The sequence below is a fragment of the Vitreoscilla stercoraria DSM 513 genome (assembly GCF_000382305.1).
Taxonomy (GTDB): Bacteria; Pseudomonadota; Gammaproteobacteria; order Burkholderiales; family Neisseriaceae; genus Vitreoscilla; species Vitreoscilla stercoraria.
In genome coordinates this window covers 55,311-79,009 of the sequence record NZ_KB908024.1, presented here as the reverse complement: position 1 = coordinate 79,009, position 23,699 = coordinate 55,311, and the positions used below count along the sequence as shown (strand labels likewise).

At 44.3% G+C, this 23,699-nt stretch carries 24 protein-coding genes and 2 tRNA genes; 3 read left to right on the top strand and 23 right to left on the bottom strand.

Features of this window, described 5'->3' with window-relative positions; genetic code table 11:
- Positions 1–52: 52 nt before the first annotated feature.
- The 14 genes from H150_RS0106555 to rpsB form a co-directional block, all read right to left on the bottom strand.
- Positions 53–1,303: an MFS transporter gene (locus H150_RS0106555; RefSeq protein WP_019958259.1), complete on the bottom strand. Its 1,251-nt coding sequence runs from the start codon at positions 1,301–1,303 to the stop codon at positions 53–55.
- Between the two features lie 234 nt (positions 1,304–1,537).
- Positions 1,538–2,320, bottom strand: a complete 783-nt coding sequence (lpxA, locus tag H150_RS0106550; protein ID WP_019958258.1) for an acyl-ACP--UDP-N-acetylglucosamine O-acyltransferase — start codon at positions 2,318–2,320, stop codon at positions 1,538–1,540.
- Positions 2,321–2,331: 11 nt separating this feature from the next.
- Positions 2,332–2,787: a 3-hydroxyacyl-ACP dehydratase FabZ gene (gene fabZ, locus H150_RS0106545; RefSeq protein ID WP_019958257.1), complete on the bottom strand. Its 456-nt coding sequence runs from the start codon at positions 2,785–2,787 to the stop codon at positions 2,332–2,334.
- A 16-nt stretch (positions 2,788–2,803) separates the two neighbouring features.
- Positions 2,804–3,841, bottom strand: coding sequence for a UDP-3-O-(3-hydroxymyristoyl)glucosamine N-acyltransferase (lpxD, locus tag H150_RS0106540; RefSeq protein WP_019958256.1), 1,038 nt, complete (start codon positions 3,839–3,841; stop codon positions 2,804–2,806).
- Positions 3,842–3,843: 2 nt separating this feature from the next.
- Entirely contained in the window at positions 3,844–4,335 is a 492-nt protein-coding gene (locus H150_RS0106535; RefSeq protein WP_169708870.1) for an OmpH/Skp family outer membrane protein, read from the bottom strand.
- 26 nt (positions 4,336–4,361) lie between these two features.
- Entirely contained in the window at positions 4,362–6,695 is a 2,334-nt protein-coding gene (gene bamA, locus H150_RS0106530; protein WP_019958254.1) for an outer membrane protein assembly factor BamA, read from the bottom strand.
- A 6-nt stretch (positions 6,696–6,701) separates the two neighbouring features.
- Complete coding sequence (gene rseP / locus H150_RS0106525) at positions 6,702–8,042, bottom strand: RIP metalloprotease RseP (RefSeq protein ID WP_155970473.1); 1,341 nt, start codon at positions 8,040–8,042, stop codon at positions 6,702–6,704.
- A 23-nt stretch (positions 8,043–8,065) separates the two neighbouring features.
- Positions 8,066–9,265, bottom strand: a complete 1,200-nt coding sequence (gene ispC, locus H150_RS0106520; protein WP_019958252.1) for a 1-deoxy-D-xylulose-5-phosphate reductoisomerase — start codon at positions 9,263–9,265, stop codon at positions 8,066–8,068.
- Positions 9,262–10,059 (bottom strand): phosphatidate cytidylyltransferase, encoded by a 798-nt coding sequence (locus H150_RS0106515; RefSeq protein ID WP_019958251.1) that lies wholly within the window; start codon positions 10,057–10,059, stop codon positions 9,262–9,264. The genes ispC and H150_RS0106515 overlap by 4 nt, the downstream gene beginning before the upstream one ends.
- 4 nt (positions 10,060–10,063) lie before the next feature.
- A complete protein-coding gene (locus H150_RS0106510; protein ID WP_019958250.1) occupies positions 10,064–10,804 on the bottom strand; it encodes an undecaprenyl pyrophosphate synthase in 741 nt (246 codons plus the stop codon).
- 12 nt (positions 10,805–10,816) lie between these two features.
- Positions 10,817–11,374 (bottom strand): ribosome recycling factor, encoded by a 558-nt coding sequence (gene frr, locus H150_RS0106505; protein WP_019958249.1) that lies wholly within the window; start codon positions 11,372–11,374, stop codon positions 10,817–10,819.
- 45 nt (positions 11,375–11,419) lie between these two features.
- Positions 11,420–12,145: a UMP kinase gene (gene pyrH / locus H150_RS0106500; protein WP_019958248.1), complete on the bottom strand. Its 726-nt coding sequence runs from the start codon at positions 12,143–12,145 to the stop codon at positions 11,420–11,422.
- A gap of 166 nt (positions 12,146–12,311) precedes the next feature.
- Positions 12,312–13,178 (bottom strand): translation elongation factor Ts, encoded by an 867-nt coding sequence (tsf, locus tag H150_RS0106495; RefSeq protein ID WP_019958247.1) that lies wholly within the window; start codon positions 13,176–13,178, stop codon positions 12,312–12,314.
- Between the two features lie 116 nt (positions 13,179–13,294).
- Positions 13,295–14,026 (bottom strand): 30S ribosomal protein S2, encoded by a 732-nt coding sequence (rpsB, locus tag H150_RS0106490; RefSeq protein ID WP_019958246.1) that lies wholly within the window; start codon positions 14,024–14,026, stop codon positions 13,295–13,297.
- Positions 14,027–14,356: 330 nt separating this feature from the next.
- On the opposite strand from rpsB, the gene H150_RS0106485 reads away from it, so the two are divergent.
- A complete protein-coding gene (locus H150_RS0106485; RefSeq protein WP_019958245.1) occupies positions 14,357–14,962 on the top strand; it encodes a 5-formyltetrahydrofolate cyclo-ligase in 606 nt (201 codons plus the stop codon).
- A gap of 66 nt (positions 14,963–15,028) precedes the next feature.
- Positions 15,029–15,259 carry a TM2 domain-containing protein gene (locus H150_RS13905; protein WP_019958244.1) on the top strand — a complete coding sequence of 77 codons (231 nt, stop codon included), beginning with the start codon at positions 15,029–15,031 and terminating at the stop codon, positions 15,257–15,259.
- Between the two features lie 68 nt (positions 15,260–15,327).
- Here the strand turns inward: H150_RS13905 and H150_RS0106475 are convergent, their stop codons facing one another.
- A complete protein-coding gene (locus H150_RS0106475; RefSeq protein WP_019958243.1) occupies positions 15,328–15,948 on the bottom strand; it encodes a hypothetical protein in 621 nt (206 codons plus the stop codon).
- Positions 15,949–16,189: 241 nt separating this feature from the next.
- Here H150_RS0106475 and H150_RS0106470 point away from each other — a divergent pair, with 241 nt between their 5' ends.
- Positions 16,190–16,555, top strand: coding sequence for a hypothetical protein (locus tag H150_RS0106470; protein WP_019958242.1), 366 nt, complete (start codon positions 16,190–16,192; stop codon positions 16,553–16,555).
- Positions 16,556–16,625: 70 nt separating this feature from the next.
- On the opposite strand, the gene lysS is transcribed toward H150_RS0106470, so the two are convergent.
- The 8 genes from lysS to H150_RS0106430 all read right to left on the bottom strand — a co-directional run bounded on the left by lysS (position 16,626) and on the right by H150_RS0106430 (position 23,688).
- Complete coding sequence (gene lysS, locus H150_RS0106465; protein ID WP_019958241.1) at positions 16,626–18,143, bottom strand: lysine--tRNA ligase; 1,518 nt, start codon at positions 18,141–18,143, stop codon at positions 16,626–16,628.
- Positions 18,144–18,318: 175 nt separating this feature from the next.
- Positions 18,319–18,684, bottom strand: a complete 366-nt coding sequence (locus tag H150_RS0106460) for a cupin domain-containing protein (RefSeq protein ID WP_019958240.1) — start codon at positions 18,682–18,684, stop codon at positions 18,319–18,321.
- Positions 18,685–18,767: 83 nt separating this feature from the next.
- Entirely contained in the window at positions 18,768–19,694 is a 927-nt protein-coding gene (locus tag H150_RS0106455; protein ID WP_019958239.1) for a pseudouridine synthase, read from the bottom strand.
- A 93-nt stretch (positions 19,695–19,787) separates the two neighbouring features.
- Positions 19,788–19,863: transfer RNA gene (locus H150_RS0106450), tRNA-Lys, on the bottom strand.
- A gap of 47 nt (positions 19,864–19,910) precedes the next feature.
- Positions 19,911–19,986 (bottom strand) — tRNA-Lys (locus tag H150_RS0106445).
- 89 nt (positions 19,987–20,075) lie between these two features.
- Positions 20,076–20,708: a MarC family protein gene (locus tag H150_RS0106440; RefSeq protein WP_019958238.1), complete on the bottom strand. Its 633-nt coding sequence runs from the start codon at positions 20,706–20,708 to the stop codon at positions 20,076–20,078.
- Positions 20,709–20,778: 70 nt separating this feature from the next.
- The gene (locus H150_RS0106435) at positions 20,779–22,806 is read right to left on the bottom strand and encodes a M3 family metallopeptidase (protein WP_019958237.1); all 2,028 of its coding nucleotides are present in this window, start codon (positions 22,804–22,806) and stop codon (positions 20,779–20,781) included.
- A gap of 189 nt (positions 22,807–22,995) precedes the next feature.
- Complete coding sequence (locus H150_RS0106430; protein WP_081619555.1) at positions 22,996–23,688, bottom strand: SIMPL domain-containing protein; 693 nt, start codon at positions 23,686–23,688, stop codon at positions 22,996–22,998.
- Positions 23,689–23,699: the final 11 nt, after the last annotated feature.

The window sequence follows — 23,699 nt, the reverse complement described above, 5'->3', positions numbered from 1 at the left end:
TGTACACCAAAGTGCTTCACATCGTCTCACACATCTGTCTATGCCAAACGCCTTAATTGGTTTTTTCCACATCGCTAAAACGGTCAGCATGGCGCAACGGTGGGAACCACTTTTGCCACAAGCCCACCACCACCAAAGTACACACGCCACCCAACACCGCCGCAGGTACCGCCCCCACCAAAGCCGCGCTGCTGCCTGCCCGAAACTCACCCAATTCGTTGGAAGAACTGACAAACAACATGTTCACCGAATTGACCCGCCCACGCATGGAATCAGGTGTAGACAGCTGTATCATCGCACTGCGTACATACACACTGACCATATCCGCCATGCCCGCCACAAGCAAAGCCGCACACGACAACCAAAACCAAGTTGAAAAAGCAAACACCAAATTCGCAACGCCAAACACCGTCACGGCAACAAACAAATTGCGCCCAATATTGCGATCAAACGGTTTACGGCTCAAATACAAACCACAAGCAACTTCGCCAATGGCCATTGAGCTGCGTAAAATTCCTAAGCCAGTGGCATCCGTATGCAATACTTCTTGCGCATAAATGGGCAACAATGCCACCACGCCACCGAGCAAAACCGCAAACAAATCCAAAGAAATCGAACCCAATACCACAGGATGATGGCGAATAAAATGCATGCCTTCTTTAACACGCAATACCATCGAATCAGTGGATTGGTGAGCTGCTAAAATGGCTTTTTCAACCGCTTCAGGGTCAAACAAAACCACCCGTTGCAACAACAATATTCCCAAGAAAAAACAAACTGCACACACTGCATACGTCACTGAAGCGCCACCATAGGCATACAAAAAACCACCGACTAAAGGTCCACCAATGGCAGCACTGCGCATTAACATTGAATTGGTTGCCAAAGCCTGTGGCAATTTGTCTCGCGGCACAATTTGCGGCAATAAGCTTTGCATAGCAGGTCCTGAAAAAGCACGGCTGCATCCATACACCAATAAAACTGCATAAATCCCATTCACCCCAGCTTGCCCATGTCCCGACAACCACCACAACGCCACAGAACACAACAATGCCACACTCCAACTGACTGCCAAAATGGTTTTGCGATGAAAACGATCCACCCAATCCCCCGCAGGCAACACCAAAATCAACATTGGTAAAAATTGTGCCAAACCCACCCAAGCCAAAGCCATAGGGTCACGCGTCAAATCATAGACTTGCCACGCCACCACGACGGCTTGAATTTGTGTCGCCAATACCGCCATCACCCTCGCACTCAAAAAAGCACTAAAGCCTCGATGTTGATAAATTGTTTGTGTCATGATGCTGTTCTTTTTTCAAATGTCTGTCGTGTAAAAAAGGTCAATAGCGTCCTGTAAGATTCACACCATACTATTACGCACTCATCTCATCAGCAAATTCCCTAGTCAGATGAAAATTGTAACCGATTGTTCATGCTGCCTGCCAATCACTCAAGATTTAAACCCTATCAGCACATGCCATAAAAAAGCGTCCTGTAAATGTTTACAGGACGCTCAAATCCAATAATGCCCAACTTAACGAATCACGCCGCGTGTGGATTCGGCAAAGAAATCGGCAAACACTTGCACTTCGTCTTGGCTTTGCGCCAATTCCAAAATTTGCGCTTTGGCATCAGCATATGATAAGCCTTGGCGGTACAAAATTTTGTAGACATGTTGCACACGTGCAATTTGCTCAGGATTCATACCACGACGACGCATGCCCTCAGTATTCAAACCTTTAGGCTCAGCGCGATAACCTGCCGCCATCACATACGGTGGCACGTCTTTGTGCACGCCTGCTGCAAATGCCGTCATTGAATAGTCTCCCAAGATACAAAATTGATGTACCAAAGAATAACCACCCAAAATCACCCAATCGCCAATGGTCACATGACCTGCTAAGGATGCATTGTTGGCAAAAATGGTGTGGTTGCCCACCACGCAATCGTGCGCCAAATGCACATACGCCATAATCCAGTTATCGTTACCCAAACGGGTTTCACCAATACCAGTCACCGTACCTGTATTGAATGTCACAAATTCACGAATGGTATTGTTGTCACCAATGATTAATTTGGTTGGTTCATCACGGTATTTTTTATCTTGCGGCTGCGCACCCAGAGAGGTATATTGAAAAATGCGGTTATTTTGTCCAATGCTTGTATGGCCTTCAATCACCACATGTGAGGCAATTTGTGTACCTGCACCGATACTCACATTAGGACCAATGACCGAGAAAGGACCCACGCTCACGCCTTCTGCCAATTGCGCATGAGGGTGAACAATCGCCTGCGGATGAATATTTGTTGCTGTCATGTTAAACCTATCTAACCCACTTTGCGTTTGGCGCACATGATTTCAGCTTCAGCTGCCACTTGCCCATCTACTTTGGCCACAGCTTTGAATTTGCCAATACCACGTTTGCTTTGTACCAATTCCACTTCAAATACCAATTGATCACCTGGAATCACTTGGCGTTTAAAGCGTGCATTATCAATACCAGCAAAGAAATAAATTTCGTCTTCGTTGCGACCGCCTTCGGACAAAATGGCCAAAGTACCACAAGCTTGTGCCAAGGCTTCAGTAATTAAGACACCTGGCATCACTGGAAATTCCGGGAAATGACCTTGGAAAAAAGGCTCATTCATGGTGACGTTTTTAATAGCTGTCAAAGTTTGATTGGCTTCAAATGCAATCACTCGATCAAGCAACAAAAATGGGTAACGGTGTGGCAATAAAGTTTGTAAAGTGCGCGCTTCAATCGGCAATGCAAATTCGGTCATGCGTAAAAAATCCTTCTTAAGAATGCTTGTCACTGAGCAATGTAGTAAGCTGTTGATCAAGTTGTTTGATGCGGTTGTTCATGTCGGACAAACGGCGAATATAGACGGCGTTTTTACTCCAATCTTTGAACGTTTGCATCGGATACACAGAGGCATAATGCCCTGCTTCTGTAATGGATTTGGTAATGTTGGTGCCGCCACCAATAAAGGTTTTGTCCGCAATGGTCAAATGCCCTGCCATACCCACGCCACCAGCAATCACAACATGGTTGCCAATTTTGGTACTGCCAGAAATACCCGTACAGGACGCTATCACAGTGTGTTCACCAACTTGGCAATTGTGAGCAATTTGTACGAAATTGTCGATTTTGCTGCCTTTGCCAATACGAGTGTCTTCCATGGCACCACGGTCGACAGTGGAATTAGAACCAATTTCGACATCATCGTCCAAAGTCACACCACCTGTTTGGGGAATTTTAAACCATGAACCATCGGTTTTTACTGGGGCATAACCAAAACCATCACCACCAATCACAGTACCTGAATGAATTTCCACGCGATTGCCCAAAGTGCAACCATGGTAAATCGTTGCATTCGGATGAATCACACAAGACTCACCTAAAACACAATCGTGTTCCACAACAGCACCTGCCAAAATGCGGCAGTTTTCACCCAAAACCGTCTGAGCACCAATATAAGCATGCGCACCAATTTCACAACTGGCAGGAATTTGAGCACTGTCATCCACCACAGCAGTAGGATGAATGCGGCCTGTAGCCTGCGCACGAGGATGGAACAACCATGCCAATTGGGCAAAATACAAATAAGGGTCATCCGTTCGAATGATGCTCAAATGCTCAGGCACATCGGTGATTTTATGATGCACAATGACAGCCGCAGCTTGCGTACTGTGTAATTGAGATTGGTATTTGGGATTGCTTAAAAAGGCAATGGCTTGAGAATGGGCGCTTTCTAATGGTGAAAGTTGCTCGACCTCACGGTCTGAACCAAACAACTCACCACCTAGTTGCGCCACGATGTCTGATAATTTCATAATTAACGGCGATTTAAAATTTGAATCAATTGATCGGTGATGTCAAACTCGGAACGTACATACACAACGTCTTTGACAATCACATCATAATTTCCTTGCTTAGCCAACTCCACCAAAGCTTTATTGGCCTTAATCTGCATCGAAGCAAATTCTTCATTGCGGCGTAACTGATATTCCTCATCGGTCGTACGCTTTAATTCCAAATATTGCTTGTTCAGGCTGGCCATTTTGGCTTGCTGGCGTTGACGCTCTTGTTCACTCATGCGTACAGTCAGCATTTTTTTTTGCAACTCAAAGCCTTGTACTTCTAAACGTTGTAATTGCTCAAACTGTGAACTGAATTCTTTTTGCAACTTATTGTTGATTTGTTGTGCATCTTTGGATTCACGGTAGACTCTTTCGGCATCCATGAATCCAATTTTTTGCACAGCATCAGCCCAACTGGCCGATGCTGTCGCCATCAACAATAACGCTACACTTGCTTTTTGTAACATGAAGCGCATGTGTACCTCTGAATTTTCTAGAAGGTTGTACCCAACTGGAATTGGAAGCGCTGCAACTCATCACTGTCTTTATTGTTCAATGGGTATGCATAACTGAACTTCAATGGTCCCATTGGTGACAACCAAGTAAAGGCAGCACCTGCTGAGTAACGCATTTCCTCACTAAATGAGCTGGTGTATGAACCACCATTTTGACGCTGATATGTTTTACCATCCCAAATAGAGCCGGCATCTGCAAACAAACTCAAGCGCACAGAACGTTGGTCTTTGATACCTGGCAATGGGAACAACAACTCGGCATTGGCAACAGCTTTTTTATTACCACCTAAAAAGTCGTAATCATTGTCATATGAATTCAACTCTTTCGGGCCTAAGCTGCTGCTTTGAAAACCACGTACCGAACCCAAACCACCGCCATAGAAGTTTTGGAAGAATGGCAACTCGCTGGTACTGCCATAACCATTTGCATAACCGACTTCACCATTTAACATCAAAGTAAAATTACGGCTTAATGGGAAGAACCATGTTTGACCATGAGTCAATTTGTAGTATTGCAAATCACCGCCCGGTAAGCCAGCTTCTAAGTTGGCACGCATGATATAACCGCGAGTTGGCCACAAAGCGCTGTCGGTTTTGTTACGGCCCCAACCGATATTGCCTTTTAAGGTCAACACGCTGTCACCATGTTCGTTAACAAAGTTTTGATAACGAGCTGGTGCACCTTCATACAAATCAAGATTCATCCACTCAGGTGTGAAACCAAAGTTCACACGGTCGTACTCGGTCACAGGGACACCCATACGAATACCAGCACCCATAGTGGTGGTTTTATAATTGCTGACTTCCGCTTCACGCGCATCGTATTCACGATAGAACACGTCATAACCTAAGCTCACGCCATCGGCTGTAAAATAAGGATCGGTAAACGACAAGGCAGCGGCTTTAGATGAACTGCTGTTAGACAAACGCAAGCTTGCCGCTTTACCCGTACCAAACAAATTCTCTTGAGCAATACCCGCAGACAATACCACGCCATCGTCCTGTACATAACCCAAAGACAAATCTACCGAACCTGTTGAGCGTTCAGACATACTCACATCCAAATTCACCTCATCTGGTGACTCTGGTACGGGCGTCGCATCCACTTGCACATTGTCAAAATAGCCCAATAACTCTATACGCTCTTTAGAACGGTTGATTTTTTGTTGGTTATAAACCGCACTTTCCATTTGACGCAATTCACGACGCACCACTTCATCACGGGTTTTATTGTTGCCCGATAAATTGATTTGATTCACGTAAATTTTGCGACCGGGCTGTACCATCAAAGTAAAGTCAACCGTACCTTCAGCTGCATTTGGACGAGGCTGCACTTCAACCGCAGTATAAGCATAACCATGTGTGCCCATAGTCGATTGGACACTGCGCACCAAATCCATCACTTTGGTACGTTCATAAATTTTACCTGCTTTGATTTTATTCAAAGCCTTCAATTCTTCTTCCGACACATCTTTAAAGTCGCCAGCAATGTCTATTTGCCCGAAACGATAGCGTTGACCTTCATCCACGCTGATTAACATATTCAGTTCGGTTTTATTGGCTGGATTAGGCTCGACTTTGGCATCGACTACTTTAAAATCAAAATAGCCACGATTTTGGTAAAAATCGCTCAAGCTTTCCAAATCCGCAGGCATTTTGTCTTGTGAAAAACGATTGGATTTACGAAACCATGAGAACATACTCGCTTCAGTATGGCTTAATTGATTGCGCAAAGTACGATCTGAAAACTCGTTATTGCCTTCAAAATCAATATTTTCGATTGTGGTGGTTTCACCTTCATTGATGACCAATTCAACTTCAACACGATTGCGATCTAAACGGGTCACTTTAGGTGTCACCGTCGCTTCGTATTTACCACGATTGGCATATTCACGCTTCAAGCCTTCCACAGCTTGCGCCATCGTCACTTCATTGAATGTTTGTGACGTTGCCAAACCAAAGTTTTGTAAGTTGGTACGAATCATGTCATTTTTGATGACTTTGCCACCGCTAACGCGCAAATCAGTGATGACAGGACGCTCAACCACCGTAAGCAAAACTTGGTTGCCCATGGTTTCGATTTGCACATCATCAAAAAAACCTGTGGCATACAAGTCTTTAATCATGGCTTGTGCTTGTGCTTGATTAAAGCGATCACCCACTTGAACAGGCAAATAACTAAATACCGTTGCTGGCTCCGTACGTTGCAAGCCTTCAATACGAATGTCTTGAATCGTAAATGGGTCCACTGCCCAAGCCGCTGTAGAGAGAGTTAAACCAACAATACTGGCAGCAATTAATTTTAATTTCATAAAGACTTATCCAAAAATTCGCGTGAAATCGTTAAAGAAGGCCACGAGCATAAACAAACCCATGATGCACAAACCAATTTTCAAACCCATAAGCTGTACATACTGGCTTAAAGGTTTACCACGTACCCACTCGATGAAGTAATACACCAAATGACCGCCATCCAACACTGGAATTGGCAATAAATTCATCACACCCAAACTGATGCTGATAATGGCCAAAAATTGAATGTAAGCTTCCCAGCCCATCATGGCAGATTTGCCGGCAATTTCACCAATGGTTACAGGTCCTGAAATACTTTTGATAGATGCCTCACCGATGAGCATCTTGCCAAAAAACTTCAAGGTTAAAATAGAATAATCCCAAGTGCGCGTTGCTGCTAAATCGATGCCTTCAAGCACACCAACATCGCGCTTCACTCGCACTTGCTCGGTCCAAGCTTGGTCCATGGAGGGTGCGACACCTGCTTTACCCACCAAACGTGAACCCGTATCTTCAGAATTTGGACGCAAAGACAATTGCACATTCTGCCCTTGTCGATTCACATCCAACAATAAATTTTTACCCGGGCTATTTTGTATCACAGCCACCCAAGCATTCCAATTGGCAATCGCTTGACCATCGACATGCGTCACAATGTCACCCGCTTGCAATCCTGCCGCTTGAGCAGGAGAACCGTCCACCACTTGTCCAATAGCCGAACTGATTTTCATCGGCATCAAACCAATGCCTTGACCTTGCGCCGCTTGTTCTACCGCTTCAGGTTCACCTTGCGCCACAATAGTACGGGTTTGCGCTTGACCTTGTGCATCTTTAACAGTCACCAACACATTACCGGCCTGTAAACCCAAAGTCATTTCAGTTTGCGCATCCATCCACTCAGCAACAGCTTTGCCATTCACAGATTGAATCTGATCACCAACTTCGAAACCTGCACGCTCGGCCAAGGTGTTGTGCGCCACGGTACCAACCCACGGTTTAACCTCAGTCACACCAAAAATCGAAAAACTGGCAGCATACAATAAAACGGCTAACAACAAATTGACCAAAGGCCCCGCCACTACAATCGCCATGCGTTTTAATGGTGTTTGCTTGTCAAAAGCATACGGTAAATCTTTTTCCGCCACTTCACCTTCGCGCGTGTCCACCATTTTGACATAGCCGCCCAATGGAATCGGCGCCAAACACCATTCAGTGTCTCCGCGTTTTTTGATAAAAAATGGTTTACCAAAACCCACGCTAAAGCGCACCACTTTCACGCCACACAAACGTGCCACAACATAATGACCTAACTCATGCAAGCTGACCAATATCAAAATTGCCACCACAAAAGCAGCCAAATAAATCAAGCCAGTCATGACACCACCTCACTTTACACCGTAGATAAAATTTCTTGTGCCACGCGACGCGCCCAAGCATCTTTCATTAACAGTGCATCAACATCACCGCTAATACTAATATCCATTTGTTCTAAAACACGTTCAACCACTTGTGCAATGTCTGTAAAACTGATTTTTTGTTGTAAAAATGCCGCAACAGCAATCTCATTGGCAGCATTCAGGACGCATGGCGCATCACCGCCACTGCTCAATGCGGCCATAGCCAAACGCAAACATGGAAAGCGATTCAAGTCCGGTTCAGCAAAAGTCAATTGACCGACTGTCATGAAATCCAAAGGCTTCACGCCTGACTCAATGCGCTGCCCCAAACCCATACACTGAGCAATAGGAGTGCGCATATCAGGTGTACCCAATTGCGCCAAAACAGAACCATCTTGATAACGTACCATACTGTGAATCACGCTTTGTGGATGAATCACAGCACTCAATTGATGTGGCTTGGCATTGAATAACCAACGTGCCTCAATCAATTCCAAGCCCTTATTCATCATAGAAGCAGAATCAACAGAAATTTTCTGTCCCATAGACCAATTGGGATGTTTCACCGCTTCTTGAGGCGTGATGTTGGACATACTCGCAATATCACGTTGCCAAAATGGGCCGCCTGAAGCAGTCAAAATAATGCCTTGAATGCCAAAATCTTCTAAAGACTGTGTTATCGCCTGACCTTGCTGAGTCAAAGCCTCTGGCAACACTTGATAAACGGCATTGTGTTCACTGTCCACAGGCAAGACACGTGCGCCATTTTCACGCACCGTATCCATGAACAACGCACCTGCAACCACCAAAGTTTCTTTATTGGCCAATAAAATGGTTTTGCCAGCTTTGGCTGCTGCCATTGCCGACAACAATCCTGCCGCCCCCACAATCGCAGCCATCACCACAGTCACTTCAGTGGCAGCCGCAACCGCACACAAACCTTCTTGTCCAACCAAAACTTCAGTCGTTACAGAAGCGGCCTGTAAACCTTGCTCTAACTGCAAAGCCACATCCCCATCCATCACCACAACATAACGAGGCTGAAACTCAATACACAATTGCAATAATTTTTGCCACTGAGTATTGCCTGATAAAGCAAAAACTTCATACTGATTTGGATGACGACGTACCAAATCCAAAGTACTGTCACCGATACTGCCTGTGGCACCTAAAATACTGATTATTTGTTTCATAAGCCCCACTGACTCACTACCCAATAAACACTCAAAACGGCAATCAATGAATCTACGCGATCAAACACACCACCGTGTCCCGGCAGCAAAGCACTGCTGTCTTTCACGCCGGCTAAACGCTTTAACATGGATTCAAACAAATCCCCTTGTATGCTGATGGCAGTTAAGAATGCTGCCAAAATCCAAGAGGCTACCATACCAGATGGAAAATCCAACAATGCTCCATGCGCAAAAGTCACATATACCAACACACATGCCATACCGCCTAATGCGCCTTCAACACTTTTGCCAGGACTCACTGTCGGTGCCAGTTTACGCTTGCCGAAATTTTTACCGACAAAATAAGCACCTGTGTCTGCAATCCATACCAACATCATTACACACAGTAAATGCCACGCATCGCTTGAAGTGCCAAAACCACGCAAATTAACCAATGCCGCCCAAAATGGCAACATTAGCATTAAACCTAAAGCATATTTTTTCCAGCTCGAGACTATTTTTTGGCGTTTTTTCAATGACAATGGCACGATAAGCAACCAAAAAGCCAAAATCACAATTTGCCAAAATCCCGCTAATTCATCCACTTGAACGGTGAATAAACCGAATAATGCCGTTAAACCTAAATATATTTTTTGGCTTAAACCTTTAATATCCACCATCCGGGTATATTCCCACAAAGCCAAAATAGCAATGGCGCCAGAAAACCACAACCATGTGGTTTCACCAGCGCCAAACAGCATAATGACCATTAACGGAATCAATACCAAAGCCGTTAAAATGCGCTGTTTTAACATAAAATTAACCTCGCTGCTTTTCAACAGGTAATTGTTCGCTGGTTTGTCCAAAACGACGTTCACGTTGACCAAAAGAGTCAATCGCCTGATTCAAAGCGGCTGCGTTAAAATCAGGCCATAACGTATCGGTAAAATACAATTCAGAATAGGCCAATTGCCACAATAAAAAATTGCTGATACGAGTTTCACCACCTGTACGAATGAACAAATCCGGCATAGGCATATCATTTAAAGCCAAGTGACTCTGAATGTCTTCCTCAGTCAAAACTGTCTTACCACTGGCAATGGCCGCATTCGCAGCAGCCACAATATCAGTCTGACCACCATAATCAACTGCAATGGCAAACACCATGCCGGTATTATGGGCTGTTAATTGCTCGGCTTCTTCAATACTTTGACAAATTGCATCACCCAAACGGTCGCGCCTACCAATCAAACGCAAGCGGATGTTCTTATTGTGCAAACGCAAAATTTGTTTTTTCAAAGACTTTAAAAACAAGCTCATTAAAAAACCCACTTCATCCGCAGGTCGACGCCAGTTTTCAGTGGAAAATGCAAAAACTGTCAAGCATTCCACACCCAAGTCATGGCAGTTTTTAACTGTCTCTTCTAAAGCATCAACGCCTTGCTTATGCCCCATTACTCGTGGCATAAAACGCTTTTTTGCCCACCGACCATTGCCATCCATAATGATGGCAATGTGACGGGGAATCAAGCGTTGCGTATCGGTGCTGTCTGCACTCATATCAACCTCAAATTAAATTGCCATCAAATCTGCTTCTTTAGCAGCCAATGTTTTATCTACTTCAGCAACATATTTATCAGTCAATTTTTGAATCAAATCTTCACCACGACGTGCATCGTCTTCAGAAACTTCTTTGTCTTTTAACAAAGTTTTGAAGTCATTATTAGCGTCACGGCGCACGTTGCGCAAAGCCACACGACCTTCTTCCGCCTCTGCACGCACAATTTTAATCAAATCTTTGCGGCGCTCTTCAGTCAACATCGGCATCGGTACACGAATCAAATCACCCATAGAAGATGGATTCAAACCCAAATCAGAATCGCGAATCGCTTTTTCAATAGGCGCAGCCATTTTGCTTTCAAAAGGCTTCACACCAATGGTACGCGCATCCAACAAAGTGATATTGGCAACTTGGCTCACAGAAACTGGAGAGCCATAATAATCTACATTCACTTGATCCAATAAACCAGTGTGAGCGCGGCCTGTACGCACTTTAGACAAATTGTTTTTCAACACTTCCAGCGACTTTTGCATTTTGCTTTCAGCGCTTTTTTGGATTTCATTAATCATTATTTAAACCTTCTCAAATTCATTTGGATTGTAGGCAAGCGATGCTTAAATATGTACCAAAGTACCTTCGTCTTCACCTTCAACCACACGTTTTAATGCACCGTCTTTGAAAATACCGAACACTTTGATGTTCATTTTTTGTTCACGGCACAATGCAAAAGCAGTCGCATCCATGACTTTTAAGTTTTTTTGGATGGCTTCGTCAAATGTGACAGTTTGGTAACGCACAGCCTCTGGATTTTTCTTAGGGTCGTCCGTATACACACCATCAACATTGGTTGCTTTTAACATAATATCACAGTTCATTTCGATACCACGCAAAGCAGCAGCAGTATCAGTTGTGAAAAATGGATTGCCCGTACCCGCACCAAAAATCACCACTTTGCCTTCTTCCAAATACTGCATGGCTTTGCCACGAGTATAAGTTTCAGCAATTTGTTGCATGCTCAAAGCAGATTGCACACGTGCTTTCACACCAATAGATTCAAACGCTTCTTTCAAAGCCAATGCATTCATTACTGTTGCCAACATGCCCATGTAATCGGCTGTTGCACGTTCCATACCTTTGGCTGACTGTGCCATACCACGGAAAATATTACCGCCGCCAATCACAACAGCGACCTGAACGCCCATGTCCACCACAGTTTTAATTTGTGCAACAATTTGCATAATGGTGTCACGGTTGATGCCAAATGCATCCTGACCCATCAATGCCTCGCCAGATAATTTAACCAAAATGCGTTTGTAAGGAAGATTGTTGACTTCAGCCATGATGATACCTTTTATATAGTCGTAATAAACGAAAGAACGTTAAGCTGAGGCAGAATGTTAAAGCAATCACTCATTGCTGACAAACCAACTGCACTCAATTAGGGTAATTTTTACTTAAAAAAACACCCTGATTCCAAGAATCAGGGTGTTGCAAGCTTCAATCAGCTTATACCTTAGCAGCAGCAGCCACTTCAGCAGCGTAATCTACAACAGCTTTTTCAATGCCTTCACCTACGTGGTAAGCAGTGAATGCAGCAACAGAAGTGTTTTTCTCTTGCAACAATTTTTCAACAGTCACATCAGGGTTCATCACAAATTGTTGACCCAACAAAGTCACTTCAGCCAAGTATTTGCGCACACGGCCTTCAACCATTTTCGCTACGATTGCAGCAGGTTTGCCTTCTTGGGCTGCTTGCTCTTCGTAGATGTGACGTTCTTTAGCGATCAACTCAGGATCTACTTGATCTGCAGATACGCACTGTGGACGAGCTGCAGCGATGTGCATTGCCACTTGGCGAGCCACTTCAGCGTCACCAGCGAAGTCTACCAATACGCCGATTTTCGCGCCGTGCATGTAAGCAACCAATTGGTTTTCAGTGTTGTAACGAACGAAACGACGTACAGTGATGTTTTCGCCCAATTTAGCGATCACAGCTTTACGCAATTCTTCAACAGTGGTTTCACCTGAAGCCACGTCAGCCAAAGCAGCCACGTCAGCTGGGTTACCAGCCACAACCGCTTCAGCAACAGCTTGTGCAAAAGCTTTGAAGCTGTCGTCTTTAGCAACGAAGTCAGTTTCACAGTTGATTTCTACCAACGCGCCTACTTGACCATTGATAGCACTTACGATGATGCCTTCAGCAGCAGTACGACCAGCCAATTTGCCAGCTTTCGCGCCAGATTTGATGCGTAAGATTTCTTCAGCTTTTTCGAAATTACCTTCTGCTTCTACCAAAGCTTTTTTGCATTCCATCATGCCCAAGCCAGTAGCTGCACGCAAGTCACCAACCATTTTAGCGGTAATTGTAGCCATTGTTCATTCCTTTAAAAGTATTCATTTTTTCAGGACGCCCAAATTCATAGAGGCGGCCTGAATTTAAAAAAAGGAGCGAGAGCCGCCCCTTTCTTATGATTTGCAATCAGTACTGATTACTCACCAGCTTGTGCTTCAGAAGCAGCAGCTTGAAGTTCTTGCAAAGATTGTGCTTTACCTTCCAAGATTGCATCAGCAATACCACGGCAGTACAAACGAATCGCTTTAGCAGAGTCATCGTTACCAGGAACAACGTATTTAACGCCTTCTGGGCTGTTGTTAGTATCGACAACAGCGATTACTGGAATACCCAATTTTTGAGCTTCAACGATAGTACCTTTTTGGTAACCAGTGTCGATAACAAAGATAGCGTCAGGCAAGCCTTTCATGTCTTTGATACCGCCCAAAGAGCGTTGCAATTTATCTACTTCGCGTTGCAAATCCAACAATTCTTTTTTGTTCAAGCCGCTTTGTTCAGCGCCTTCCAACACGACCAATTTGTCTTCCAAGCGTTTGATAGATTGCTTAACTGTTTTGTAGTTAGTCAACATACCACCCAACCAGCGGTGATCAACAAAAGGAGCACCAGCGCGGATAGCTTCTTCTTGAACGATTTCACGTGCTTGACGTTTAGTACCTACGAACAACACAGTACCTTTGTTAGCAGACAAACGACGTACAAAGTCTTGAGCTTCAGTGAACATCGGCAAAGTTTTTTCCAAGTTCACGATATGGATTTTGTTACGTGCACCGAAAATGTACTCAGCCATTTTAGGGTTCCAGTAACGAGTTTGGTGACCGAAGTGAACACCAGCTTCCAACATTTGACGCATAGTCACGTGTGACATAATAATTTCCTCAAAGGGTTAAGACTAACACCATGACGAAAGAACTCTTTAAAAAGAGCACCCTTTGACGCATGATGTGGGCAGTCAATATAAGTTTTCGCTTTGCCTTCAAATTAAGACAAAAGCGGCGCATATTATACAATCTTTAAAATTGACTTGCAATGCAGGCGCAATAGATTTGAGCGACACTGGCTTGTTTTGATTCATTTTTCAGACAAAAATAACACACTTTAACCCAAGCGGCCTGTAAACATTCAGGGCTCTGATGGAACTCAAGATCATCTCATCACATTTTTACCCCTTTATTCATCATGAAAGTGGAATGCAACAATGACCTCAGCAAGCAAAACCGAGATTCGCCGTCAATTGCGCCGTCAGCGTTTAAGTCTGTCGCCAGCGCAACGCCAGCGAGCACAACAACAAATACGCCGTTTCATCAAGCCATGGCTCAAACGGGGTAAAAAAATTGGCTTTTATTTGGCAGTAGGCAGCGAATTGAATTTGAGCGGTGTGGTTCAGGACGCTTTAAAACAAGGTTGCCAGCTATACACGCCTTATATCCAAAAAGGTCAAAGACGCTTGTGGTTTACGCCTTACCCTGCATCAAAAAAACACAGCCATCGTGTGATGAATATTTTGCAATACGAAGGTCAAAAATGTCGCATAGAACATTTAGACATCATATTAATGCCCTTAGTGGGTGTCGATGCCAGAGGAATACGCATGGGTCAAGGCGGCGGCTTTTACGATACCAGTTTGTCTTTTTGTCGCACCTATCAACCTTTGCGCCTCGGCATCGGTTTTGCCATACAACAATGTCCACACATTCCCAATGAAGCACACGATGAGGCTTTGGATGGTTTTATTTGCGAACAAGGACTGAAACGCTTCAGCCCACGCTTACAAAAAATCAACCCAGCTGCATCAATCTATTGAAATATCACAATCCAATCCCATCTATACGCTAGATTTTTGACATTTCCAAGGACGGTATTCAACGCCATGCATTCATACGCAGCCTATCACCCTCATACTTGTAACAAAGCCTTATACATTTTTATTGCTTTGTTCTTCGGCTCATTGGGCATACACAAATTTTGTGCAGGACGCTTTTGGATGGGATTATTGTATTTGCTATTTAGCTGGACTTTTATTCCTGGCGTGGTTGGCATCATCGAAGGCATTTTAGCCATTTTCAAAACCAGCGATGACCTTGGTGCTATTTTGGTTTAACACCGTTTTTATAAGCATAAAAGCGTCCTGTAAACTTTTACAGGACGCTTTTATCATGAAAAACACAGTTATTTTTCAATCAAAGTAGATTCTGCAACAATTTGTTGCGCTGCATTTTGTGCTTGCTCAACCGATAGTTTAACCACGTTTTCCAAACTCGAAACCTCATCGACTTCCATCAAAACAGGTGCCTCCAGTTTTTTAGGCTCGTCTTGCATCAACACCTCTTCTGCGATGGCTGTCGTTTTTTGCACAGGCACTATCGGCTCTGAAATAACAGGCGTTATCGCTGCCACTGGCTTTTTTTTCGCCCGTGTATTTTTGGCAATCGGTTTGGTCTTCACTGCCGCAACACCCAAATCCAAAGGTGTTTGCGTACTGTTGGCTTTAGGCGCACGTTTGCGTGATACTGCTTTTTTGACAGGCTCTGCCGTGGGTGCAACAGCCAACCCAATCTGAGTATCAAGCTCATCCAAATCCTTTTCAGATGCAGCCTCTATCTGAAACACAGATGGATCGACACATTCAACTGGCTCAATATATGGCAAATCCGCTGCTACATTCATTTCGCTCTGCGCCTTAAATGCACCAGTCGATTGCATCCAAGGCCACCACACAGACCACACCACAGGCCAACCCGTCTTAGGATCCAAACCCCACAATCGCATCCAATCGTTTATTCCCAACATACAAACCTCCTCAAGCTGAAGCAGTTAATCAAACAATGTATTTAATTTTAATAATTCAAGCAATTAGGTTATGACGAAATCATCATAACTAAGTAATTGATGCATTGCAACAACTACAATTTTCACCAATTCTTCACTGTACAATCTGCAACCTATTATTTAGTCTCTTACTCTAAGAGACATATCGTACAAAACAAACTCTCATATTCTTACAATATCATTCCCACAAAAGGAGTCTCATATGAAATTTTGGTTATTGCCTTTGGCAGCCGTATTCGCTGTAGCCGCTTGTTCTTCTGAAACCAAAGATAAAGCATCTGAAACGGTTAATAGTGCCGTACAAGATACCAAAGAAGCGGGCAAAGATTTAAAACAAGGCGCAGAAAATGCAGTCCAAGAAGCCAATCAAGCAGCTGAAAAAGCTGGTAACAAAGTGGAAACTGAAGTGGACAAAGCAGCAACAGCCACCAGCAACGCCACTGAAAATGTAAAACAAGAAACCAAAGAACTGGCAGATGATGCCACTGCAGCAGCACGTCAAGCAGGTCAACAAGCCAAAGAAGGCGTGAACAATACAGCCACCGCCATCAAAGAAAAAACTGAATAACACAGTGTTTTCTTTTCACAACAAAAAGCCCTGTTTTTAAACAGGGCTTTTTTATCATGACAGGACGCTTTTAGATTTCGCGGCGCATTTGTGGGAACAAAATCACATCACGAATGCTAGGTGCGTTGGTCAACAACATCACCAAACGGTCAATGCCGATGCCACAACCACCTGTTGGTGGCAAACCGAATTCCATCGCGCGGATGTAATCAGCATCAAAATGCATCGCTTCATCATCGCCTGCTGCCAATTGTGCTACTTGCGCTTGGAAGCGTGCGGCTTGGTCTTCTGAATCATTCAATTCTGAATAACCATTGGCCAACTCACGACCGACCACGAACAATTCAAAACGCTCGGTGATTTCAGGATTGGTATCTGATTTGCGTGCCAAAGGCGACACTTCCACAGGATAATCCACGATGAAAGTTGGCTGCCACAATTTGCTCTCAGCCACTTCTTCAAACAACGCCAATTGCAACGAACCCAAACCACCAGCCATCGGCAATTTGCCACCGTGTTTTTTGATTTCGGCTTTCAACCATTCAGTGTCTTGCAATTGTTCGTCAGAATATTGTGGGTTGTGTGCTTTGATGGCTTCAACAATTGTCAAACGTGCAAATGGTTTTGACAAATCCACTTCTTTGTCACCATAAGTCACCACGCTGCTACCATTAACCGCTTCGGACGCCGCACGAATCACTTGCTCGGTCAAATCCATCATACGAGTGTAATCGGCATACGCTTCATAAAATTCCATCATCGTGAATTCTGGATTGTGACGCGTTGACATACCTTCATTACGGAAATTGCGGTTGATTTCGTAAACACGTTCCAAACCACCGACTACCAAACGTTTCAAATACAACTCAGGCGCCACACGCAAAAACAATTGCATGTCCAAAGCATTGTGATGGGTCACGAATGGTTTGGCTGTTGCGCCGCCTGGAATTGGGTGCATCATCGGAGTTTCCACTTCCAAATAACGCTCAGACGCCATAAAATTGCGTACAGTTTGCACAATTTGACTGCGTTTGATGAAAGTGTCACGCGAATCGGTATTGGTAATCAAATCCACATAACGTTGGCGGTATTTCGCTTCTTGGTCGGCCAACCCTTTGTGTTTGTCAGGCAATGGACGCAATGATTTGGTCAACAAACGCAAAGTTGCTGCACGAACCGTCAATTCACCGTGATTGGTTTTCATCAATTCGCCTTCACAAGCGATGATGTCACCCAAGTCCCAATGTTTGAAATCGTCATGGACGTCTTCGCCCACACCTTGGTTGTTGATGTACAACTGAATTTGACCAGAAACGTCTTGAATGGTCGCAAAACTGGCTTTACCCATATTGCGCTTGAGCATCATCCGACCAACGACCTTAACCTTGACAGCCTTCTCTACCAAGCCTTCCTTATCCACTGCTTCGTATTCATTTTGCAAATCGCCTGCAAAAGCGTCACGACGAAAATCGTTTGGATAAGCATTGCCGCTTTCTTGCAAGGCATGCAACTTTTCACGGCGCAAAGCCATGATTTGGTTTTCATCTAAATGTTCGGTTTCCACCGGATTGTTTGCTTGTTCGCTCATGGTGCTTCCTAGTTAAAGATGCGTCCTGTAAAGTTTACAGGACGCCTGAATTATTAACGCATTATTTTAACGGATTTTCTGACCCTGCGTACACCCAACTTCTCTGCACCCACAATAAAAGCGCCCTAAAACAGAGCGCTTTGCAGTAAAAGCCTGTTAAAAAGCCTTAGGCATTTTAAGACTCTGCCACACTTTCCTCATACACCACATAGATTTTTTTCGTTGGCTCCACCACTTCCCAAGTGCCATTAAATCCTGCTGGCACCACAAAATGATCGCCTACTTTCAAAATGGTTGAGGTTCCAAATGTATCCGTCACTACGCTAACACCTTCTAAAATATGACAATACTCTTCTTCAGTGTAATTGACATTCCACTTACCAATGTCTGATTGCCACACGCCCGCATGAAAAACACGACCTTGGTTGCTGTAATGCTGCCAAACTTGTTGTTGCGGATGACCTGATACAATTTTTTCTTGTGCAGGCAAAAATGGTTCACTGGCCTCAACAGTGTCTTGGCTTAACATAACCAATTTCATTGGCATTCTCCTTGTGTGTTTGGTGATGAACCTTCATTCCCTCTATCACTATATTGTCATTAAATTTTTATAAAAACAACTCACTAAGTCAAATAAATCTCATGAATGTTCCACAATGACAGCTGAGAATAAAAATCAAACTTTTCTTGTGTAACAGGATCGATAAACGCCATTTTCTTAGCCAATAACTGCAAAGGTTGCGCATAATCTTGCATCGACATTGGCTTGGCTTGAGGGTAAAAACCATCATTCAAAATAGGCATGCCCAACGCAGCCATGTGTACACGCAATTGATGGCGCTTACCTGTAATCGGCTTTAACACATAATGCGCCCATTCATCATTGTGCTGTAATACATCCAATATTGTCGTGGCATTAGCCATACCTTCCACTTCAGCCATGCGAAAAAAATCACCGTTTTCAGCCAAACGTGACGCATGTTCAAAAGGAAAATGGTATTCAGGCCGCCATTTGGCAATCGCTTCATATTGTTTTTCTACCAATCGCTCCCGAAACAAAGCCTGATACGCGCCACGCACAGATGCATTTTTCACCAACAACACCAAGCCTGCCGTTTCCCTGTCTATGCGGTGCACAGGCGTTAAATCAGGATAATTCAATTGCATGCGCAAACGCACCAACAAGGTCTCATGCAAATATTGGCCACCGGGCATCACAGGCAAAAAATGGGGTTTGTCTGCCACCACAATGTGCTCATTTTCGTACACGATACTGGCTTCAAATGGAATAGCGACCTCGTTGGGAACATGGCGATAATAAAAAATTTTCTGAGTTAAAAAATCAGCCAACAACGCATTTGGCAAAATGGCTTGAGCTTGAGCATCCACCACCTCACCTTGCTCAAAGCGCTGCTGCCATTGAGCCAAAGACACATGCTCAAAACGTTGGCTAAAGTAATCCAAAACCGTCATATCCGCCACAGGCAAAGCAGAAATGACCACGCAACTGGCACCTACACCATTTTTCATCGGGATTTGTTTGGTAGACATCATCACTCCTATGCACAGAAACACAGAATATTTACAGGACGCTTTAAATTCAAGATACAAAAAAGCCCGTCTTTCGACAGGCTTTTTTGATTTTGGTGGGTCGTGTTGGATTCGAACCAACGACCAACGGATTAAAAGTCCGCTGCTCTACCGGCTGAGCTAACGACCCCGGTAAAACTGACTGATTGACTGCTCTGGTTAATCAATCTAAATTCTTGGTGGGTCGTGTTGGATTCGAACCAACGACCAACGGATTAAAAGTCCGCTGCTCTACCGGCTGAGCTAACGACCCAAGAAAGATGTGCATATTAAACAAGATTTTCAAAGCTGTCAAGCACAATGTAACAATTAGTTTTCAATTAACATCAAAACAATTGAAAACTAAGCAAATAAATTAGGGAATAAATTCTTCAGGCCGCCTGCAATAATTTCAATCGACACCGCAGCCAATACCATGCCCATAATGCGATTAATAATATTAATGCCAGTAGCACCCAATAATTTACTTAATTGTGTGGCTGCCAACATACCTGCATAACACACGCAAGCCACCACTGCGCCTGCAATGATAATTTCCGCCTTGCCCCACCAGCTGCTTGCTGTCGATGAATAAATAATCACCGTTGAAATTGAACCAGGTCCAATCAACATTGGAATTGCCAAAGGCACAACGGCAATATTGTTACGCGTACCAGCTTCTTGTGCTTCTTCGGGATTGTGTTTGGTTGGGTTGGGTTGGGCATTCATCATCGCAATGGCAATGAGCAAAATCAAAATACCGCCACCGACCTGAAATGAGCCGATGCTAATATTCAACACCTTCAAAATCATGTCGCCCAAAATCGTAAACAAGGCAATGGCAATCACCACAGTCAAAGAGGCTGTTTGGGCAATTTTACGACGTTCGCGTGCAGAATTATACGGCGTCAGACTTAAAAAAATAGGGGCTGCGCTCAAAGGATTGATCAACACCATCAGCGCAATGATAATTTTGAAAACTTGTAAATGTTCCATGAATTTTTAAGCCATAAAAAAGTGCTATTGCGCGCACAATAGCACTTTTAAGACTAAGTTAATACCGTTCTTACGCAGCTTCACCAACTAACATACCACTATGACGCAATAAGGCATCAATTTGTGGTTCTCGACCTCGGAAAGCCTTGAACGAAGTCATCGCATCGCGACTGCCGCCCACTGCCAAAACCTCTTGCCAAAACTTCTGTCCCATCGCTGCCACATCATCCGTTTCTTCAAATGCGCTGTAAGCATCTGCCGACAACAACTCTGCCCATTTATAGCTGTAATAGCCCGCAGAATAACCGCCTGCAAAAATATGACCAAAACTGTGCGCAAAACGGTTGTATGGCATCGTTGGCAAAACAGCAACTTCAGCACGCACATCCGCCAACACTTGCATCCAAGTTTCAGAAGCGCCTTGCTCGTAAATCATCATGTCAAACAAACCAAATTCAATTTGACGCAAAGTTTGCAGGCCGCTTTGGAAGTTTTTCGCAGCAATCATTTTGTCATACAAAGCTTTTGGCAAAGCTTCGCCCGTTTGTTCATGCTCGCTCATGCCTGACAAGACATCCAATTCCCACACAAAATTTTCCATGAATTGGCTCGGCAACTCTACCGCATCCCACTCCACGCCATTGATACCTGACACGCCCAATTCATCTACTTTGGTCAACAAATGGTGTAAACCGTGACCCATTTCATGGAACATGGTCAAAATCTCGTCATGCGTCAAACGCGACTCTTTGCCATTCACAGGCGGAGTGAAATTGCAGACCAAATAGGCAATCGGCGTTTGCACACCTTCTGCCAATTCACGGCGACCACGGTAATCATTCATCCACGCGCCGCCACGCTTGCCTTCGCGTGCAAACAAATCCATATACACGCCACCGAACACTTTGCCATCGCGCATCAATTCATAATAACGCACGTCTTTATGCCAAGTTGGGACAGTTTTTGGCGCAAAAGTGATGCCATACAAAGTATCAATCTGCGCAAACAAACCCGCCAAAACTTTGCTCACCGGAAAGTATTGTTTCACTTCTTGTTCTGAAAATGAATATTTGGCTTCACGCAATTTCTCACTGATATAAGTCAAATCCCAAGGCTGCGGATTGTCAAGATTCAATTGCTCTTTGGCAAACGCATACACTTCCGCTTTGTCTTGCTCGGCAAATGGACGGGCTTTGGCCGCCAAATCACGCAAGAATGTGATGACTTGTTCAGGCGTATCTGCCATTTTGGTTGCCAATGACAATTGGGCATAATTATCAAAACCCAATAATTTGGCTTCCTGTGTGGCAATTTCCAAAATGCGTTGAATATTGGCGCTGTTGTCCAATTTGGCATCGCCCAAATCACTCGCACGCGTCACGTATGCTTGGTACATTTTTTCACGCAAATCACGGTTGTCTGCGTATTGCATCACCGCCAAATAATGTGGGATTTGCAAACCAATTTTGTAACCTGTTTTGCCTTCCGCTTGTGCGCCAGCTGCAAACATCGCCAAAGTATCTTCTGGCAAACCTGCCAATTCGCTCGCATCATCAAAATACAAAGCAAACGCATCGGTAGCATCCATCAAATTTTGACTGAATTGCGCAGACAATTGCGCGCTTTCGGTTTGCAAAGCAGCAAAAATTTGTTGGTCTTCGGCATTCAATTCTGCACCAGACAACACAAAATCACGCAAATCATTGTTCAATTTTTTTTGCTGTGCTGCGGTTAATTGTGCAAATGCTTCGCTTGCTGCTATCGTTTTAAAGCGTTCATACAATTGAATATCCAAAGACATCGCTGTGAAAAACTGCGTCACTTCAGGCATCAATTCATTGTAAACCGTGCGCAATTGTGGCGTATCGACCACCGAGTTCAAATGTGACACCACACCCCAAATGCGCCCCACTGTTTCAGTGATATCGGTCAAACGGGTCACAGTATTGTCCCAAGTGACCGCCTCTTGTGCCTTCAAAGCCTCGATAGCCGCTTGTGCTTCTGTCATGGCTTGCTTCATCGCAGGCGCAATCAAAGCCGTTTCAATAGCGTCATAACGTGGTTCATCGTGCAATTGCAACAAAACATTCTCTGACATGGTGTACTTTCTTTATCTCGTCATTCAATGGTATTTCAAATGTAGGCAATCGCCTGAATTTCAATACTACCGCAAACCACCATCCACACCACTATCGGCCAATTCAATCTAAGCTATGGCGTTTTAATATATGCAAGTTCCATATACAAAAGCGTCCTGTAACATTTACAGGACGCTCATTTTAACCAATCAATGTATTTGGATTTTGCCACTGACTTGTACGCGTATGCTGGTTTCACCCGGCATATCCATCGCCACAGGTGCCGCATCTGCTGCCATGGCGCCTTTTGCCATCATCATGCGTGGCTGCATTTCATATTGCCCCGCCTCACCAATATTCAATTCGACAATGCGATAACGCTTGCCGCCAAGGTTTTGGGTCACTTGCTGAGCTTGTTGCTGAAAATTCGCCACCGCTTCTTCGGTCGCTTGCAACACATATTGGCGTTTGAGCGCAGTCGTCAAGCCGTATTGCTGCGACTCCAAACGTGCCTCTTTTTGTACCGCAGCCACCAATTGATTGATTTTGGCACTGTCTTCACTGTAAATCTGAACTTTTGCCACATCCATCCAACCACGCGCTTGATGAGATTGGTTGGTGTATTCGTATTGCTGATTGACCGAACGATTGAGCAACTCACCTTTCACGCCTTGTGCTTGTATGGCTTGTAATACACGGTTCAGTTTGAGCGTATTGTCACGACTGGCAGCATCACGCTGATCGGCTTTGGATTCGATTGCCAACACCACAGTCAATTGATTTTGCGACACTTGCACTTGTGCAGCGTCCTGTAAATTGACCATATTGTAATGTACATCTGCTGCCAAAACATGATTGGCGCACAACAAGCTTAATGTCAAACCCATACATTTATAGAACATACTACCCTCTC